Genomic DNA, 18,198 nt, shown 5'->3' with positions numbered 1-18,198 from the left:
GGCCCGCCCTAGGATGCCGCCACGGAGGCCGGGGTGGTCTCGAAGATTGCCTCCAGCACGCCCTGCGCCCACGTGAGCACCTCGGCGTCGGCCAGGTCGCGGCCACCGATCCTGGCCGTCTTGGGCTTGGGGATGAGCACGGAGTTCAGGGCTGGCTTCACCATGGATCCGGGGTACATGCGGGTCAGGCGCATCTGCTTGGACTCGGGCAGCTCTGCCGGGCCGAACTTGATGAAGTTGCCCTGCAGCGCCACATCGGAGAGCCCGGCCGCGCGGGCCAGGACCTTGAAGTGGGCCACGGCAATCAAGTTCACGGCCGCCGGGGGCAGTTCGCCGTAGCGGTCGATGAGTTCCGCCTGGACCTCGGCAATGTCCTCCATGGTGACGGCGGCGGCCAGCTTGCGGTAGGCCTCCAGGCGCAGCCGCTCCCCCGGCACGTAGTCGTGCGGCAGGTGGGCGTTGACGGGCAGCTCGATCTTCATCTCGGCGGCCCGTTCCTCGCCCTCGCCGCGGTAGTCGGCCACGGCCTCGCCCACCAGGCGGATGTACAGGTCGAAGCCAACGCCCTGGATGTGGCCTGACTGCTCACCGCCCAGCAGGTTGCCGGCGCCACGGATTTCCAGGTCCTTCATGGCCAGGGCCATGCCGGCGCCGAGCTCGTTGTGGGTGGCCACGGCCTTCAAACGCTCCAGGGCCACCTCGCCCAGCGGCTTGTCCGCCGGGTACAGGAAGTAGGCGTAGGCGCGTTCACGCCCGCGGCCCACACGTCCGCGCAGCTGGTGCAGCTGGGACAGGCCGTAGTTGTTGGCCTGCTCCACGATCAACGTGTTGGCGTTGGAGATGTCCAGTCCGGTTTCAATGATGGTGGTGCACACCAGCACGTCAAAGCGCTTCTCCCAGAAGTCCACAATGATCTGCTCGAGCCGCGACTCGGACATCTGCCCGTGGGCCACGGCCACGCGGGCGTCCGGGACCAACTGCTGGATGTGGGCTGCCGTGCGGTCAATTGATTTAACCCGGTTGTGCACATAAAACACCTGGCCCTCGCGCATGAGCTCGCGGCGGATGGCGGCACCCACCTGCTTGTCGCTGTGCGCGCCCACGTAGGTGAGCACGGGGTGGCGCTCCTCGGGCGGGGTGGCCAGGGTGGAGGTTTCGCGGATGCCTGTCATGGACATCTCAAGGGTTCGCGGAATGGGGGTGGCACTCATGGCCAGCACGTCAACGTTGGTGCGCATTTTCTTCAGCGCCTCCTTGTGCTCCACACCAAAGCGCTGCTCCTCATCCACAATCACCAGGCCCAGGTCCTTGAAGGCAAAGTCCTTGGACAGGAGCCGGTGCGTGCCAATGACAACGTCAACGGAGCCGTTCTTCACGCCCTCCACAATTTCCTTGGATTCCTTGGTGGTCTGGAAGCGCGATAGCGGCGCCACGCGCACGGGGAAGCCGGAGAAGCGCTCGTTGAACGTCTCGTAGTGCTGCTGCGCCAGCAGCGTGGTGGGGACAAGAACGGCCACCTGCTTGCCGTCCTGCACGGCCTTGAACGCTGCGCGGACGGCAATTTCGGTCTTGCCGTAGCCCACGTCGCCGGAGATGAGCCGGTCCATGGGGACTTCCTTCTCCATGTCGGCCTTGACCTCGTTGATGGCCACCAGCTGGTCGGGCGTCTCCACATATGGGAACGCCTCCTCCAGCTCGGCCTGCCACGGGGTGTCCGGGCCGAAGGCGTGCCCGCGGCTGGCCATGCGCGCCGAGTACAGCCGGATCAGTTCCCCGGCGATCTCCTTGACGGCCTTGCGTGCCTTGGACTTGGTGGCGGCCCAGTCCGAGCCGCCCATCTTGGACAGCGCCGGTGCGTCGCCGCCCACGTAGGCGGTCACCTGGTCCAGCTGGTCGGTGGGGACGAACAAACGGTCCCCCGGTGCGCCGCGCTTGGACGGGGCGTACTCGAGCACCAGGTATTCGCGCAGCCCGGGGCCCCCGGTGGTTGAGCCTGCCCGTCCGGTGGTCGAGCCTGTCGAGACCTTGCGCTGGATCAGCTCCACAAACTTGCCCACGCCGTGCTGCTCGTGGACCACATAGTCCCCGGCCGCCAGCTGCAGCGGGTCCACGGCGTTGCGCCGCTTGGAGGGCATCTTGCGCATGTCCCGGGTGGAGACGGCGGACGCGCGGCCCAGCAAATCGGCCTCGGTCAGCAGGCCCAGCTTGAGGGAATCGAAGACGAAGCCGCGGCCGGTGTCTGCCGTGGTCACCTCGATGATGCCCGGCTGAGGTTCGGCATCCAGCGATTCAACGCGCGACGCCGGGATGTTGGCTTCGTGGAACAGCTCGGCCAGGCGCTGGGCCGGGCCGGGGCCCTGGGTGGCCACCACCACGCGCCACTGGTCCTTGACCCGGGCGCCGATGAACTCCATCATTTCCGCTACGTCGCCGCGGTAGCCGCGGGGTTCGCGGGCGTGCAGGTTCAGCACGTCCGTGGACACCTCAAGTTCTTCGTCCTGAGCCAGTGAGCTCATGGTCCACCAGGCCACGCCGTGCCCCAGTGCGGCGTCGCGGGTTTCGGTGAGGGACTTGAATCCGGCCGAGGACAGGTCAACGGCGGCCCCTCCCGTTCCGGCCGACGCCAGGTCAAGCGGTGCCGTCCCGCCGTCGGAGGCCGTGGACCAGGCCGCCTCGAGGAACTCTGCGTTGGTGGATTCGAGGTCGTGGGCGCGGGCGCTGACCTTTTCGGGATCCAGCACCACTGTGATGGAGCCGGCGGGCAGCAGGCTGGCCAGCGGCACCATGCCGTCCACGAGGGCCGGTGCCAGGGATTCCATGCCTTCCACGGCAATGCCGCCGGCGATCTTTTCCAGCATGGCGGCGGCCGCCGGCATGGCGTCCTTGAGCTTGGCGGCGCGGCCCATGACGGTGGGGGTGATGAGGATTTCGCGGCACGGCGGGGCGTGCAGCTCGGTGGGGTGGACAATACCGCCGGTGGTCGAGCTTGTCGAGACCTTGGAGGTCAAGGTGCGCTGGTCGGCGATGCTGAACCATCGCATCGACTCCACCTCGTCGCCGAAGAACTCAATGCGCACGGGGTGGTTCTCTGTGGGCGGGAAGACGTCAAGGATGCCGCCGCGCACGGCAAATTCGCCGCGGTGCGTGACCATGTCCACGCGGGCGTAGGCGGCGTCGGCCAGGCGCTTGATGAGCTCGGCGAAGGGGATCTCCTCCCCCGTCTTGACGTGGACCGGGGCCAGCTCGCCCAGGCCGGCCACGAGCGGCTGGACCACGGCCCGCACGGGTGCCACGATCACGCGAAGGTGCTCACCGGCGTCGTGCTCGGGATGGGCCAGGCGGCGCAACACGGCCAGGCGGCGGCCGACGGTGTCCGAGCGCGGGGACAGGCGCTCGTGCGGCAGGGTTTCCCAGCTGGGGAACTCGGCCACGGCCCCCTCGGGCAGGTAGGAGCGCAGCGCGGCCACGGTATCCTCAGCCTCGCGGCCGGTCGCCGTCACGGCCAGGACCACCCCTGATGAGGCGGCAAGCCCGTCCGCCACCTCGGCCAGCAGCACGGGGCGCAGGCCGGCGGGGGCGCTGAAGGCGATGTCTGTGCTGCGGGTGGCGGGGTCGGCCGACGCGTAGCTGCGCACCCTGGCGAAGAGTGGATCCTGTGACAGCGCAATCCGCAACCCTGCAAGGCTCATGGGTGTTTTTCTCCTTGTTTCCCGGCCGCGGGGCAGCCGGCGTGCATTGGTGTGCCGTGCCGTAGGACAGCACGAAAGCCCGGTATTTGCGTGCAGTGCCGGGTCCGTGTCCAGCTTACTCGCCGCCGGCCTTGCTATCCTAGGAGCTGCCCCACCACCCCCTGATCCTGGAGGAACCATGGCGCTTGCCGCCTCAACGACGCTCTCGGCCACCGCCCAGAGCGTGACAGATGTCTTTGCCAACGAAGACTTCATCAAGCACGTGAGCGAAACCGTGGGAGGGGTACTGTTGTCCTTCACCATCAGCGGCTCCACCGCGGGCGCGTTCACCACCAAGACGGTGCGCACACTGCCCACCACCCGCATGCCGGACATCGCCAAGAAGGTGCTCGGCTCATCGCTGACCGTCACGCAGGATGAGTCCTGGAGCGCCCCGGCAGCCGACGGTTCCCGCACCAACAGCATCAAACTGTCCGTCTCCGGCGCACCCGTGGACGTCACGGCTGAGCAGAAGCTCGTGGCCAGCGGCGAATCCACAGTGGTGGAGCTGAGCGGCGAGGTCAAGTCCGGCGTTCCCTTCCTGGGCGCCAAGATCGCCTCGGCGGCCGAGCCCGTCATTGGCCGGGCACTGAACCTGCAGGCCACGCTGGCCCAGGAATGGCTGAACAGCCACTAGGCAGTTTTCCCCAGCAGACAAGGAACGGCGCACAACAAGAAGTTGTGCGCCGTTCCTTTTTTCATGCCCTGATCCCCTCCACCCGAGTGCCTGTACGCAGTGCAAAACCAAGTGGACGGGGTGCCAAAAGCGAGTGGTCGGTCAATAAAACGCAAGTGTTTGGCCCAATTCCCGCTTTTCCACCACGCTAGAACGCCCCGACCGCCCTCCCTAGTCTTCAACTACTTATCTGAAGCTGGGTCGGAGAAGCAATGAAATTGCTGTCGCATGCGCAGGGGGAAACCCCGCTGTTGGTTGCCGGGGAAAGTCTCTTCCCCGGCACCACCAGGCGCAACAATGCGCCCCCGTCCCCGCCCGGATATGCGAACGGGATTCGCCGGCAACCCTGCGGTCCCTCACATCCGAAGCAGCCAAGCCAGGAGCCGGCGTTGACCGTCGGCCTTCCGGCATGTGCCTGCTGATTTTGCACGAGACGGCATTGAAGGGCTGGGAATCATGTTGGGACAACACGCAATTGCAAGGCACGCGGGCGGTGGTGGCGGGGGCAGGCGTTCCCTGGGCGCCAAGATCTTGGCGTTCACCGCCGCCGCATCACTGGCGCTCGTGGGTGTGGTGGGGCTGGTGGTGGCTCCCTCGGCCATGGCGGAGGGCATCGGCACGGGTGATGGCGACGTGACGTTCTGCCACGCGAGCAGCAGCTCGAACAATCCCTATGGCGATCCCCAGACAACCAGCTTCGAATCTTTCAAGCGCGGCCACGCCAACCACACTGGCCCTGTCTACCCGGCTCCCGGCTGGGGTGACATTTACCCGCCCAACAACTACCAGCCCGCAGGCCAAAACTGGGACGCCGCGGGCCAGGCAATCTTCTACAACGGGTGCCGCGTCGCCACCCCCAATGCTGTAGTAGTTCCCGTTGGCCCTGCTGTCACGCAGGCCCAGTGCACCACCGCCGGCGTGGCAAGTGCGCCCACCATGGTCCTTGCCAGCACCGAGGGCATCGCCTACTCACAATCCGCACCCGCAGCCCAAGGCGCCACGGTGACGGTCACCGCCGCCCCCCAGCTCGGGTTCTCGCTGTCGCCTGCTCCGGGTTGGATTCCTCAGGAGAACGGGACCGCCACTTTCACGGCCACGTTTGACACGGTGAATTGCATCGTGACGGCAACGCCCGTTGCCCCAACAGTGGCCCAGTCAGTGTGCACCGGCCCCGGCACCGCAACAACACCGACGGTGACACCCGCCGAAACAGCCGGCATCAGCTACTCGGTCTCAGGCACCGTGGCACAAGGCAGCACCGTCACCGTGACCGCAACACCCCAGACCGGCTACGCCCTGGCACCCGCAGCAGGATGGGTGCCAGGCCCCAACGGCTCGGCCAGCTACACCTTCACCGTCACGCTGAACACCCTGGACTGCACGGTCGCCGCAACACCTGTCAACCCGGCTGTGGTCCAGGCCGTGTGCACAGGCCCCGGCACCGCAACAACACCGACGGTGACACCGGCCGAAACAGCCGGCATCAGCTACTCGGTCTCAGGCACCGTGGCACAAGGCAGCACCGTCACCGTGACCGCAACACCCCAGACCGGCTACGCCCTGGCACCCGCAGCAGGATGGGTGCCAGGCCCCAACGGCTCGGCCAGCTACACCTTCACCGTCACGCTGAACACCCTGGACTGCACGGTCGCCGCAACACCTGTCAACCCGGCTGTGGTCCAGGCCGTGTGCACAGGCCCCGGCACCGCAACAACACCGACGGTGACACCCGCCGAAACAGCCGGCATCAGCTACTCGGTCTCGGGCACCGTGGCACAAGGCAGCACCGTCACCGTCACGGCAACACCCCAGACCGGCTACGCCCTGGCACCCGCAGCAGGATGGGTGCCCGGCCCCAACGGCTCGGCCACTTACACCTTCACCGTCACGCTGGACACCCTCGACTGCACGGTCATGGCAACCCCTGTCAACCCGGCTGTGGTCCAGTCAGTCTGCACCGGCCCCGGCACTGCCACCACTCCCACGCTGACCTTCGCCACCACTGACGGCGTCAGTTACTCGCAGGATGTGCCGGCAACCGCCGGTGCCACGGTGACTGTCACGGCAACCGCCAACTCCGGCTTCAAGCTGCAGGCAGCGGATGGCTGGATGCTGAAGGAAGACGGCACCGCCACCTTCACCGTCGAGTTCGGCACACTGGACTGCACAGTTGTGGCAACCCCGGCCGTCCCCACTGCCACCCAGGCCGTGTGCACGGGTCCCGGCATGGCCACCACCCCGGGGGCGGACGTCCCCGCGGACACCGAGTCGATCAGCTACAGCATGCAAGGCACCGCGGCCCAGGGCAGCACCGTCTACGTCATCGCCACCCCGGCCCAGGGCTACGCCCTCAAGGCCGGCAGCGGGTGGTCCCTGAACGAGGACGGCACGGCCAGCTTCCGGATCGAGTTCGACACCGTCAATTGCCTTGTCGACGCGACGCCCGAAACGCCCACCTTCGCACAGCAGGTCTGCACGGGCCCCGGGGCCACGGACGGTCCCTCCATGTCCGTGCCCGCCAACTCTGATGGCATCAGCTACAGCGTTGCCGGAGCAGCCACTCCGGGCGGCACCGTCACCATCACGGCCACGCCCAGGGAAGGCTACAGGCTGGTGCTTCCGGCCAACGGCTTCGCGCCCCTGGCCAACAAGGGCTGGGTCTTGAATGAGGGCGGCACCGCCGCCTACTCCTTCACCTTTGACCCCGCTCCGGACTGCACAGTGGCGGCAACGCCGGCCGCGCCCGTCGCCGTCCAGGCACAGTGCACCGGCCCCGGCACCGCCTCCTCCCCCACACTGACGTTCGCCTCCACGGCCGGCGTCAGCTACACCCAGAACAAGGACGCGGCCGCTGGAACAAAGGTGACCGTCACGGCCAGCCCAAAGTTCGGCCACAAGCTGGCCGCAGCCGAGGGCTGGACGCCCAAGCATGATGGGACCGCCACCTTCACCGTAAAGTTCAGCACTCCGGACTGCATGGTCAAGGCATCGCCGGCAGTGCCCACCGCCGCCCAGGCAGTGTGCAGCAATGGAACTCTCACGGCGCCCACGCTGTCCCTGGCCAGCACCACTGGGATCAGCTACAAGGCTTCCCGCAGCGCGGAAAATGGCAAGAGCGTCACCGTGCGGGCCACGCCGGCCAACGGCTACGAACTGGCCAAGACGGCCAACTGGGCACCCCACAAGGACGGCTCGGCCACCTTCAAGGTCAAGTTCACCCACGTGAAGTGCCCCGTGGTTTCTGCTGCCGGGGCGGGACGTGGTGCCACCTTGGCCAATACCGGATTCGGACCGGGCTGGAGCATTCCACTGGCAGGGCTGTTCCTGCTGCTGGGTGCAGGAGCCGTGTGGCGCAGCCGCCGGCCCCTGGACCACTAAAGGCAGGGCGGCGATAAGAGGGCCCGGCACCACTCCCAACGGGGAGGTGCCGGGCTCTTTGCGTCCACTTCTGCCCGGCAGTGCCGCAGGGAGTGGGCCGGATCCTGTAAACTTGTTTGCAGGTGCGCCGGGAAGTCTGGTCGGCAATGTCATAGTTGAACCCAAAAGGTCCAGCCACTTGCCGCTCCAACCGAAAGCTGCAGCGCCCATGAAATCAGCAAACCGTCCCAGCATTTTCAGCCGCGGAAGCTACGGCGAATCCGTGCGCATCAGCGCCATCCTGCGATCCGAAACAGTGGGCGGAGCCCTGCTGCTAGCCGCCACAATCATTGCCCTGGTCTGGGCAAACTCGCCCTGGGCGGATGGCTACTTTTCCCTCCGCGACTTCCGCATTGGTCCCGAGGCCCTCCACCTGAACCTGTCCCTGGGCACCTGGGCGGCCGACGGCCTGCTGGCCATCTTCTTCTTCGTGGCCGGCCTGGAACTCAAGCGCGAATTTGTGGCCGGCGATCTCCGCAACCCGGCCCGGGCCATCGTCCCCATCACCGCGGCAGTGGGCGGTGTTATAGTCCCGGCCGCGCTTTTTGCGCTGGTCAACCTCAGTGCCGGCCCCGAGGTACTCAAGGGCTGGGCCATCCCCACCGCCACGGACATTGCCTTCGCGCTGGCCGTGCTGGCCGTCATCAGCACCCACCTGCCCAGCGCCCTGCGCACCTTCCTGCTGACGCTGGCTGTGGTGGATGACTTGATTGCCATCGCCATCATTGCCGTGTTCTACCCGGGTGAGATGCACTTCCAGTTCCTGGCACTGGCACTGCTGCCCCTGCTGGCCTTCACGTGGCTGGTGCAAAAGCGCATCCATGCCTGGTACCTGCTGCTGCCGCTGGCGGCGGCCACCTGGGCCCTGGTCCACGCATCCGGCGTCCACGCAACAGTGGCCGGCGTGCTGCTGGGCTTCGCCGTTCCCGTTCTGCGCAGCGCCAAGAACGGTGGCCCCGAGGCCGGCCCGGGCCTGGCCGAACACTTTGAACACCTGATCCGCCCGGTTTCCGCCGGCGTGGCCGTGCCCTTGTTCGCATTCTTCTCCGCCGGGGTGGCCCTGGGCGGCCTGGCAGGGCTCCGCAGCGCCTTCACAGATTCTGTGGCCATTGGCATTGTGGTGGCCCTGGTGGCTGGCAAGTTCATTGGCGTCTTCGGCTCCACCTGGCTCATCACCAAGACCACCAAGGCCAAGCTCGACGACGGACTCAAGTGGGTGGATGTCGCGGGGCTTTCGCTGCTGGCCGGGGTGGGCTTCACGGTGTCCCTGCTGATCAGTGAGCTCAGCTTTGGCAGCGACTCCCCCCATTACAGCCATGCCAAGGTGGCCATCCTGGCGGGTTCCGTGCTCGCAGCCCTGCTGGCCGCCGTCGTGCTGCGCAGCCGCAACCGGCACTACCGCAAGATTGCCGAGCTTGAGGAGCTCGATGAGGACCATGACGGCATCCCGGATGTCTTCCAGCAGGATGGCCAGGGCAGGTAGCGCCTGGGGGCAGCCGCCGAGCGCCACAGCTGGGGTGTCGTTGCGGCCGGAAGGGTTGGGATGGGTGAGAGACTGTCATGTGCCAGTCCCGGCGCATGACCCTGACCCATTACGGAAGTCCCTTGACCAACCCAGCCCAAGACACCCTGCTCAAGCGCCACTTCTACAAAAGGACCCTGCGGATGCGGGTGCTGCTCACGCAGCTGCCGCTGACGTTGACCGTGCTCTTGACGGTGGGCCTGGCCGCGGCGTACTACCCGGTCATTCTGGCGGGTCCGCACTTCATCGCCGGGCTGTGGATGCAGGCGGCCATTCTTGCCCTGTGCGTGGCCGTCCCCTGGGACCGGATGCCGCGCGGGGCGTTCCTGGCCATTCCGTACCTGGACCTGGTTTCGGTTGGATTCATCCGCGATGGCAGCGCGCAGTACATCACCTCCGTGGGTCTGCTGGCGTTGTTCCCCGTGTTCTGGCTTTCCGCATCCGGGTACGCGCGGAAGACGGCCATTGTCTCCAGCACGCTGGGCACCTTGTTGATTGTGTGGGTTCCGCTGTTCCTGGGGCCGGCAAAAATCACCCCGGAGCTGCTGGCCAAGCCGCTGGTCTTTCCATTCATGATGATGGCATTCTCCATGACGGTGGTCATCATGACGGCCAGCATGGACAGCCAGCGCAAGGCCTTGCAAGCCAAGGATGCCGAGCTGAGAACCGCCCTTGAACTGAGCAAGCAGCGCGAGCAGATGCTTGCCACCGTCCTGGACACCGTGGCCGTGGGCATTGTGGTGGTGGATGAGGGCGGCAACGACCAGCTCATGAACGCCACGCAGGACACCATCCGCGCCCAGGCCCTGCCGCCGGGCATGGCGGATCCGCAGGAGAAGGACCTCCTGCTGTTTGGCCATGGCAAGGTCCCGTTGCCTCCGGATGAGCGGCCCGTCCGCCGCGCCATCCTGGGCGAATCGTTCACCAACTACCAGATGTGGATTGGCCAGGGTGAGAACAGCCGGGCCATTTCCACCACGGCCCGCACCATGCGCAATGAGGATGGCAGTTCCGCCGGGGCCGTCATTGCCTTCCACGACAACACTGAGGTGATGGCGGCCTTGGCCGCCAAGGACGACTTTGTGGCCAACGTTTCCCACGAGTTCCGCACACCGCTGACCTCCATCCTGGGGTATCTGGGCATGGTGCTCGATGATGCCGACCGGCTGCCGGCGGACATCAACAAGTTCCTGACCATCACCCAGCGAAATGCGCTGCGCCTGAACCGGCTGGTCTCGGACCTGTTGACCACGGATTCAATGGAGGTCACCCCCGCCATGACGGACATTGCCACACTGGCCCACGAGAGTGTTGTCTCCGCGCGACCCATGGCGGAGCGGAACGGGGTGGAGTTGACCGAGCATGTCCCGGACCAGCTCTGGGCCATGGTGGACGCGGGAAGAATTGGCCAGGCGCTGGACAACTTGATCTCCAATGCCATCAAGTACTCGCCCGACGGCGGAACGGTCACCGTGAGTGCCGTGGCCGACGGTGCCGATGTGGTGCTGGAGGTCCGGGACACCGGCATGGGGATGAGCAGCGCCGAGCAGGCGCAGGCGTTCACCAAATTCTTCCGGGCGGACCCTGCCCTGGAGCGTTCCATCCCCGGGCTGGGCCTGGGGCTGCTGATCACCAAGGCCATTGTGGCCAACCACGGCGGCGCCATCACAGTGCAAAGCGAGCGCAATGTGGGAACCACCATGCGGATCGAACTGCCGGAGTCAGTGCTGGTGCTGAACTAAGGCGGAAAAGGCTCACGACTTCGTTGGTACTTTCTGTCAGAAGCGTCTGAGAAGGCCAGACCGGATTCAGTTTCCCCCGACATGATGGCCAAGTGCGCCCAGCCGCGGAACATAGCAAGACAGTCCGCCCTTGCTGCACCGTCGCGTTTGTGCCCGCAGATGTTGACATCCTAGCGGCGGCCCGCGCAGCTTGCACTGCGGCGATCATGCTTCGACAGCCTTGACGCAGACGATGCTTTACCGGCCTTATGTGACCCTAGCCTGCTTTAGACTTGAGATAACTTTGCTTGCTCACTTTTCTGGGGGATTTTCATGGCCAATGCCAGCACGATAGGTGTACTCACTACTGAACCACTGGCGTCGGACGACTCAATGTCGGCCTCTGCGATTCTTCACGGACTAGACGAAGGCCCCATCCAGATTGACGTCTCGGCCAACGTCCCCCTGAACGGCGGAAGCGGAGCGTGGCTACCAGCCACCTTGCCTATGGCTATGAGACACGGCATGGAACTCCGGTTAGCTGGGCCCCAGGACCCGATCGCACTCGAGAATGCGGCCGGCGTTCAGAGTCTGCTTGACTCCTGGTACAGTAACCTCCGCTCGATTGAAATCGTCTCAGTCAGCGATCCAGTTCCAGAGCGCCTCCAGCAGCGCGGGGTCGGAAGTTTCTTCAGCGGCGGGGCGGACTCGTTCTACTCCGCCATTGAGCGGTCCGAGGACATCACGCATTTGATCTTCGTAACAGGGTTCGATATCGACGTAGATGATGAGGCGTTGTCGCAGAAAGCCTTGGATGGCGCCAGGGGCGCGGCCAAGTCACTTGGCAAGGAGCTCGTTGAAGTTCGGACCAATATTCGCCACATGTCTGAAGGCTTACTGGACTGGGGGACTCACTACCATGGCGCAGCGTTGGCCACCGTAGGGTTGCTGCTAGGCGACGTCTTGGAACGTGTAATCATCCCGGCGAGCTACCATACGAGCGATCTATTCCCTTGGGGCTCCCACCCAGAGCTTGACTCTCTATGGAACTCTTCGTCGGTTACTTTTGAGCACCACGGAGAGTCCGCCACTCGCCCGGAGCAAGTGGAGCGGATCTCTAAGAGCGATGCTGCCATGGATCACTTGCGCATCTGCTGGGAGAACCCGGGTGGCGCCTTCAACTGTGGTCAGTGTGAGAAATGTATCCGTACCATGGTTAATCTTCGGGTAGTGGGCTCCCTCGAAAGATGCCGCACGCTTCCTGATGCAATTGATATACAGCGCCTCCGCTCCTTCCGGCCCGAGCATGGATCGGCCATATTTGCCAAGCAAAATCTTGAAGCAATGAAAACCCACGGCATCGAAGACAAAGAACTAACCGCTGCTCTTACATGGATGGTACGGACGGCCCCACTATGGGATGCCGCCCGTACCATCAAGAAAGCCATCCTGCGCCGCTGATACCTACGACGAAGGCGGTGTGTTCGGCTCGTAGAAAACAGTGACGAGTGCGAGGCCCTGGTTTGGTGCCGTGCCGGACGGCGTGTAGGTGGCCAGCACATCCCTGTCTTGGGTGGCCAGACGCTTACCCATTCCAGTGCCCGCACTTGCGTGCCCAGGGTAGATGTAGAAGACGCCCGTTGAGCCCACGTTGATTGATGTGGCGTAGGCGTTATCAACTGCCGAGTGTCCGACCACCAACGTGTTGCTCGTGCCTGCGTTGTAGGCGGTAATCACCTCGACTCGAACGGCGGTGATAGAGCCCCGATAGAGAATCCGTCCTATGGTCTTTGTCAGGTTGCAGTGAAGGACGTTGCCTGCCATGGCCGTGACCGTTACCATATGCCCCGAGGTCGCTGTCGTCGGCTCTCCACCGTCAAACCGACCTCGCGGGCTGGGTCCAACGCGCTGCCCCGCTCCATCGGGAACGACGTTGCCCGAAACGACGAAGTCTTCACCAGCCAGAAGCATCATCCACTCATTGACAGCCGGATTTAGTACGCCGCTGAGGAAGTTATCCCTTACTGTAAATCGTCTAGGGACGTATGCACCAATGTTTCCGCCGATGCTGAATACGCGGTTCACCCCTGCCCCTGTGGTGATCTGGTTATTGTTCACCCGAAGGCCAGATACGCCCCGTTCAGCAACAGCACCATTCGACACCCCGAAGACGGCATCCATTGAACCGAGAGCAAGTAACTTGTTGTCTCGGATCCAGACATCTTGGCAGTGGCCAAGGTTGGCAAACACTTTGGTTGCTTCCGTGAAGGCAGACGGCACTGTGAGGGTATTGTCCTCGACCTTGATGTTGTGCGACGACTCTACGATGCTGATGGGGTTGAAAATGCTTGTCCCCACGCGGAAGGTGCCAGCGTTCCGGTGCACTCTCCCGTCAGCACAGCCAAGGGCAAGTTCACAAAAAGTGTAGTACCAGTCCGCCTGGCAGTCTGTAATCTCAAACCTGCACATGGCGTTGAGCGATACGAGGCTGGAGACCTTTTCTCGGTTGTGTGGCCTGATATTTGACATCCGGAATCCGTAGCAACCGCCGCCCCAGACCGGGAAGATGGCGTCGATGTCAAAGCCCTCAATGGCGACGTTCTCGATCATCTCCATTACGGCGTTTTGCCCATCCACAGGGTTGCCCTTCAGGGGGTGAACGGTAGCGCCGGCAATGGCATAGGGCGAGGCGTCCGAAAGGGTCAGAGTGTCCCCGCTGATTGACAGTACCTTGCTGAAGTAAAGCTGATTTGGGACTTCGACCGCGCTTGCCACATAGTTCGCCACGCTGCGGACTGCAATGAAGTCCCCCACTGATACGGCGGAGAGCCCGCCTACTGAGGCTGCTGTGATGGTGGTGCTGCCCAGTGCAACGTCAGATATCGCAACGCTGCTAAAAACCTTGCCAGCACCGTTGGGTGCATAGAATCCGGCCCCGTGAATATACCCAGGGATGAACGCCCCTTTGTCAATGGGTGAAGTTGAAGTGGTGTTGTTGTAGATGACAGTCTTGTCGTCCCGGTAACGGACATTGCTGCGGCAGCGAATGGATCGGGAGACTCGGTATGTTCGGCGAGGAAAGTAGATCGTTCCCCCGCCTGCCGCTGAGACAAGGGAACCCAACGCCTCGATGGCAGCGACATCATCTATCGTTCCGTCGCCTACGATTCCGTGGTCCAACGCATTGTAGGTCAACTCATCTTTTCGCACGGCGCGCTTACCCGAAACGGTAAGTGGCTCCGATGCGGCGGCAGCCGCGGCACCTGAGCCGATTGGATCATAAGTGGCCGAAAGCGACACGCTGTACTACAAATTCCACGCGTAGCCAGCCCGGCTCGGCCGCCTGCTGGCACGGATCAACCCGCCCCAAATCCATGTTGGCTGGGGCCCTGCTGTCAGGAACGGATGGATGGCCTTAGTGGACCAACCGGTAGCCAACGCCGCGAACGGTCTTGATCCAGCGGGGATCGCGGGGGTTGTCCCCCATCTTGCGGCGCAGGTTGGTCATGTGCACCTCGATGGTGCGCTCGTCGGCTTCGCTGATGTAGGTGCCCACGTCGTATTCTTCGCCTCGCAGCCAGCGCACCAGGTCCGACTTGCTGCGCACCTGCTTGCCGCTGTCCACCAGCGCGTGGAGCAGGTCAAATTCGGTCCGGGTCAGCTCCAGCTCGGTGCCGTCCACTTCCGCTGTGCGGTCTCCGTCGTTGAGAACCAGGCCGTTGATGGCCCGCGGCGCATCAATGCTGGGGCCCGTGGATTCGACAGCCGCAGCGGTGGAACCCGTGGATACAGTGGCAGCGGCTTCAGGTTGGCCGGGAGCCGCTGGTGCGGTGGCTGCTCCGGTAGTTTCCGCATCAACTGAGGAGGTGGACGCGCCAAGGCGCGGCCTGCGCAACATGGCGCTGATCCTGGCCCGCAACTCACGGGGGCGGAAGGGCTTGGTGAGGTAGTCATCGGCCCCGGTTTCCAGGCCCAGCAGCGTGTCCATTTCATCAGCACGCCCTGTCAGCATGATGATGTAGGCATCACTGAAGAGCCTTACTCGCCTGGCCACCTCAAAACCGTCCATGTCCGGCAGGCCAAGATCCAAGGTGACAATGGCGGGGTTGTGCTTCCGAACGGCTTCAACACCATCAGCCCCGTTGCTGGCGGTGTAAACATCAAAACCGGCTTGGCAGAGAATGACGCTGATAAGTTCACGGATATCTTGGTCGTCTTCAACGATGACTGCTATACGAGAATTGTCCATCTCTACCCCACTACACTTGCAAGACCAATAAGAACCATACTTGTTGCTGAACTTCAGGGCCCCCGGACCCAGTTGCAACTTACAGTATGGCATCATCAATAGCGGTGCCCGCGGATGTTTCACTCCCTGCGGCGTGAGAGAGTCGGCCAATCACCGGGGCCCGGGCCACATGCACGGCCCATCATTACCAACTTATTTGGGGATTTGGCGGAATTGAACCAGTGACAGACACCAATTTGACCTTCGCCCCTGCCAATTCCAGCGACGCTTCCGCAGGCCAACTCCTGCGACGCTACTTTTATGAACGTTCCCTGCGGACACGGCTGTTTCTGGCCCAGCTGCCCTTCACGCTCACCGTGGTCCTGGCCACCGCCCTGATTGCCTTCCTGGATCCGACGCTGTTCGGCCAAGCAACGCTGGTCACCGCCTTGGTCATGAGCATTGCCTTGCTGGCAGCTACTGTGACCATTCCCTGGGACAGGCTGCCGCCCGGCTCTTTCTTGGTTATCCCTTACCTTGGCTTCGTGGCCGTGGCCTTCTTCCGAGATGGCAGCAGCACTGTCTTGTCATCTGGCACCGCGTTGGTGCTGTTCCCAGTGTTTTGGCTGTGCTCATCCGGCTACGCGCCCAAAACGGCGGTCATTTCAAGCACCCTTGCTAGCCTGGTGATTGTTTGGATTCCTCAAATCCTCAAGCCCGGGCCTGTGACCACAGAACAATTGTTGCGTCCGCTGCTGTTTCCCTTCATGATGCTCGCATTCGCCATCGGGATGGTGGTGCTGACCACCAGCATGGACAGGCAGCGTCAAGCCCTAGTCTCACAAGACAGGCGGCGCAAGGCAGACCTGTTGGACAGCCAACAACGTGAGCGCCTGCTGGAGACCATCGTGGACACGGTCGGCGTTGGCGTTGTGGTGGTGGATGCGGACGGCAACGACCGCCTCATGAACTCAACCCAGGAAGCCATCCATGCCCTGGGAGTCCCTGACCACATCGCCGATCCCCACGAAGGTGAACTGCTGGTCTTTGGGCCAAACAAGGGGGCGTTGCCAGCCGACGCACGGCCGGTCCGCCGGGCCATCTTGGGAGAATCGTTCACCAACTACCAAATCTGGATTGGCACCGGCGATCGCGCGAGGGCGCTGTCAACAACTGCCCGCACCATCCAGGGCGAGGGCGGTGAGTCCGACGGCGCCGTCATCGCCTTCCACGACGTCACAGACATGGTCAATGCCTTGAGCGCGAAAGATGACTTTGTCGCCAATGTTTCCCATGAGTTCCGCACTCCCCTGACCGCCATCCAGTCCTACTTGGCCATGGCCCGCGAGACGCCAGGTGCCCCGCCAGCGGAGATCGCCAACTACCTGGAAATCGCCCAGCGCAATGCGGTTCGGCTCAACGGCCTGGTTTCTGACCTGTTGACCACCACCGCAATGACCGTGCAACGATCCGTGGCCGACTTTGCCCTATTGGTTTCCGAATCCGTTGAATCTGCCAGGCCGGCAGCGGAACGCAACAAAGTGGCAGTGGAGACAGATTGCCAGCTACCTCTTGCGGCAAGGATTGACGCCGGAAGGATCAGCCAGGTGCTGGACAACCTGGTCTCCAACGCCATCAAGTACTCGCCCGACGGCGGAACCCTCACCGTCCGTGCCTGGGCCAGCGGTACTGATTTGAACTGCGAAGTCGCGGACACTGGACTCGGCATGAGCAGTGCCGAGCAGGCAGGTGTGTTCCAGAAATTCTTCAGGGCTGGATCAGCGGTGGAACGCGGCATCCCCGGTATTGGTCTGGGGCTCATGATTTCCAAGACCATCATTGACAAGCACGGAGGTTTCCTGACCATGCAAAGCCAGCCCGGTCAGGGAACCACCATGAGTTTCACGATCCCGGTGTGCATCATCAACCCGGAATTGTCCTCCATGCCCTAGGACCAATCGACTCAGTCCCAAACCTCGGTACTCCACTGTTGGTATTGGACAGTCTTGTATACTGGATCTCCTGCGACCTGCCCGTTCATCGGTATGATCCTTACTTTGTACTGACCGTAGAATGCAGCCGATGCGGCAGGTTCATAGCCCTGAATCGTCCGAAGAGGGAAGATCAACGTGGAGCCACCGGCGTTTGCCTTGTATTCGGCCCCGTAACTGGACGTTGAGCTGAGTGACTCAACGCTGACTACAAATTCAGTGGCTTCGGCCGCCCCCACAAAGCCGAGATTGACTCGGTTTGCGTTGGGGTTGAGATTGGCATCCGCGTTGGCTGTTTGTCTCTGCGGACCCGCATCTACGGAAAAAGCACCCAACGGAGGAAGCCCATCGGAGGCGCCCCACTGACAAGCCCCTTTCCCTTTTGCGGAGTAGTTTAACGTCCTGTAGATCGGGTCACCGGCAGCACCACTCTTAATGCCTTGAATTCGAAGCAGGTAGAGCCCAAATTGTTCAGGCTGGTTGCCAATATCAAAGGTTGTCGAAACCAAAGGGTTCGTTGTGGGCCTGACATCCACGGTGGACTGAAATGCCGTCTTTGACGTCTGAGACTTTATCGAGACCGTATAGCTATCGGCCGCCGGCGATACCTTGGGCCACGAAATATTGAACCTACCGTTTGAGGCGTGGGGCTCGCACGTGACCGTGTCGACCACAACTTTTCCTGGCCTCGGAGCGATGCTGAACACAGTGCTAATTATGCCGGAACCGGCTGTCGGAGGCGCGGTCGTAGGAGGATTCGTCGTCGGCGGAGCGGTCGTAGGCGGCGGACTTGTGGGTGCCGCGGCTCCCGCCGTGACGGCGATGGCAACTGTCGCGCTTTGGTTCCAGTTGGCGATGGCTATGCCGCCAACACCCAACAAAACAATGAGAACAAAGACCACGGCTGCCACGGTG

General features: G+C 63.3%; 10 protein-coding genes. 6 read left to right on the top strand and 4 right to left on the bottom strand.

Annotated elements, in window-relative coordinates; genetic code table 11:
* Positions 1 to 8: 8 nt before the first annotated feature.
* Positions 9 to 3,689, bottom strand: coding sequence for a transcription-repair coupling factor (gene mfd, locus PCK14_RS09825; protein WP_269938291.1), 3,681 nt, complete (start codon positions 3,687 to 3,689; stop codon positions 9 to 11).
* A 178-nt stretch (positions 3,690 to 3,867) separates the two neighbouring features.
* On the opposite strand from mfd, the gene PCK14_RS09820 reads away from it, so the two are divergent.
* The 5 genes from PCK14_RS09820 to PCK14_RS09800 all read left to right on the top strand — a co-directional run bounded on the left by PCK14_RS09820 (position 3,868) and on the right by PCK14_RS09800 (position 12,525).
* Entirely contained in the window at positions 3,868 to 4,365 is a 498-nt protein-coding gene (locus PCK14_RS09820) for a DUF2505 domain-containing protein (protein WP_269938290.1), read from the top strand.
* Between the two features lie 495 nt (positions 4,366 to 4,860).
* Positions 4,861 to 7,782 (top strand): InlB B-repeat-containing protein, encoded by a 2,922-nt coding sequence (locus tag PCK14_RS09815; RefSeq protein WP_269938289.1) that lies wholly within the window; start codon positions 4,861 to 4,863, stop codon positions 7,780 to 7,782.
* 208 nt (positions 7,783 to 7,990) lie between these two features.
* Positions 7,991 to 9,304: a Na+/H+ antiporter NhaA gene (gene nhaA, locus PCK14_RS09810; RefSeq protein WP_269938288.1), complete on the top strand. Its 1,314-nt coding sequence runs from the start codon at positions 7,991 to 7,993 to the stop codon at positions 9,302 to 9,304.
* A 122-nt stretch (positions 9,305 to 9,426) separates the two neighbouring features.
* Positions 9,427 to 11,085, top strand: coding sequence for a sensor histidine kinase (locus PCK14_RS09805; protein ID WP_269938287.1), 1,659 nt, complete (start codon positions 9,427 to 9,429; stop codon positions 11,083 to 11,085).
* Positions 11,086 to 11,397: 312 nt separating this feature from the next.
* Positions 11,398 to 12,525 (top strand): hypothetical protein, encoded by a 1,128-nt coding sequence (locus PCK14_RS09800; RefSeq protein ID WP_269938286.1) that lies wholly within the window; start codon positions 11,398 to 11,400, stop codon positions 12,523 to 12,525.
* A 3-nt stretch (positions 12,526 to 12,528) separates the two neighbouring features.
* Here the strand turns inward: PCK14_RS09800 and PCK14_RS09795 are convergent, their stop codons facing one another.
* Complete coding sequence (locus PCK14_RS09795; RefSeq protein ID WP_269938285.1) at positions 12,529 to 14,364, bottom strand: glycosyl hydrolase family 28-related protein; 1,836 nt, start codon at positions 14,362 to 14,364, stop codon at positions 12,529 to 12,531.
* Between the two features lie 115 nt (positions 14,365 to 14,479).
* Positions 14,480 to 15,313 carry a response regulator transcription factor gene (locus PCK14_RS09790; protein ID WP_269938284.1) on the bottom strand — a complete coding sequence of 278 codons (834 nt, stop codon included), beginning with the start codon at positions 15,311 to 15,313 and terminating at the stop codon, positions 14,480 to 14,482.
* 221 nt (positions 15,314 to 15,534) lie between these two features.
* Here PCK14_RS09790 and PCK14_RS09785 point away from each other — a divergent pair, with 221 nt between their 5' ends.
* Positions 15,535 to 17,244 carry a sensor histidine kinase gene (locus PCK14_RS09785; RefSeq protein WP_269938283.1) on the top strand — a complete coding sequence of 570 codons (1,710 nt, stop codon included), beginning with the start codon at positions 15,535 to 15,537 and terminating at the stop codon, positions 17,242 to 17,244.
* A gap of 11 nt (positions 17,245 to 17,255) precedes the next feature.
* On the opposite strand, the gene PCK14_RS09780 is transcribed toward PCK14_RS09785, so the two are convergent.
* The gene (locus PCK14_RS09780) at positions 17,256 to 18,194 is read right to left on the bottom strand and encodes a hypothetical protein (protein ID WP_269938282.1); all 939 of its coding nucleotides are present in this window, start codon (positions 18,192 to 18,194) and stop codon (positions 17,256 to 17,258) included.
* Positions 18,195 to 18,198 lie beyond the last annotated feature (4 nt).

This window comes from Arthrobacter sp. HY1533, from assembly GCF_027568515.1.
In the GTDB taxonomy this organism is placed as follows: Bacteria; Actinomycetota; Actinomycetes; order Actinomycetales; family Micrococcaceae; genus Specibacter.
This window is presented reverse-complemented; position numbering and strand designations above follow the sequence as displayed.